General features: G+C 70.6%; 1 protein-coding gene. It reads right to left on the bottom strand.

Features of this window, described 5'->3' with window-relative positions; all coding sequences use genetic code 11:
• Positions 1-555: AMP-binding protein (locus AC5Y6X_RS24395; RefSeq protein WP_499989712.1), on the bottom strand; the 555-nt coding region annotated here is incomplete at both ends.

Here is a 555-nt window from a genome sequence, read left to right as displayed (position 1 = left end):
CCAGCGCACCAGGTCCCCGGTGCGATACATCCGCGCCCCGCCCGCCCCGCCCAGCGGGCAGGGGACAAACCGGGACCCGGTCAAACCCGGCCGGCCCCAATAGCCCACCCCCACCGCGGGGCCGGCCACATACAACTCGCCGATCACCCCGACCGGCACCGGGCGCAACCACCCATCGAGCACCAAAAGCGCCGCCCCGGCCACCGGCGCCCCAATCGGCACCACCGGCTCACCGGGGGTCAGAGGGGCGCTGATCGCCGCGCACACGGTGGTCTCGGTGGGCCCATAAGCGTTGAGCATCACCCGCCCCGGCGCCCACCGATCCACCAGCGTGGCCGGGCAGGCCTCCCCACCCACCACCAGCGTCACCGACTCCAAACGCTGTGGGCAGAGTGCGGTCACCGCAGACGGCGTTTGTGTGAGTACGTTGACCTTTTCTCTGATCAGCAGGTCGTGGAAATCGTCAGGGGAGCGGGTCACCGGCTCGGGCACCACCACCAGCCGCCCACCACCCAGCAGGGCCCCGAAAATCTCCCACACCGCGAAGTCGAAGCT

The sequence above is a fragment of the Mycobacterium sp. NGS26 genome, from assembly GCF_059813025.1.
The sequence above is the reverse complement of the archived record's forward strand: the minus strand, read 5'-3'. Positions and strand labels throughout refer to the sequence as shown.